Here is a 445-nt window from a genome sequence, read left to right as displayed (position 1 = left end):
GTGACAGAATAAACACATGCAAAAGGGCGGGAATATCTCCCGTCCTTTTGCAATTATATGAAAAACACACCTATCGACCTCTTTCGTTTTAATTAATAGAAAATTACAAAATTAATATTGTTATTTTTTCTATCCTTTTTTATAATAAAGCAAATGACAGGAAAGGAGGCCAGCTAGAGACTCTACTTGGCACAATAGCGAACCGGTATCGAGGCACGGATTTCAAAAGAAGGGAGAATGACTCAATTATGAGCTTCGCCAACTGGGATGAAATCATTGACACGTGCATGAGCTATTCAACAAAGACTCCCCATTCCTCTACGCCTCTCTCATTATCCGAGAAACATGACATCCGGACGGCGCAGACAGCAGACAGTACAGAATGGGCGCATGCAAATAGACCTGATACGGAAGATTCGTGGATGAGTAAGCCTTACGACGAGAT

At 41.6% G+C, this 445-nt stretch carries 1 protein-coding gene; it reads left to right on the top strand.

Translation table 11 applies throughout. The features are described from left to right. Positions 1 to 248: 248 nt before the first annotated feature. Positions 249 to 445: hypothetical protein (locus LKX83_RS31865; protein ID WP_227887271.1), on the top strand; the 197-nt coding region annotated here is incomplete at its 3' end.

Origin of the sequence: Cohnella baijiui, assembly GCF_020731285.1 — a bacterium.
Classification (GTDB): domain Bacteria; phylum Bacillota; class Bacilli; order Paenibacillales; family Paenibacillaceae; genus Cohnella.
This window is presented reverse-complemented; position numbering and strand designations above follow the sequence as displayed.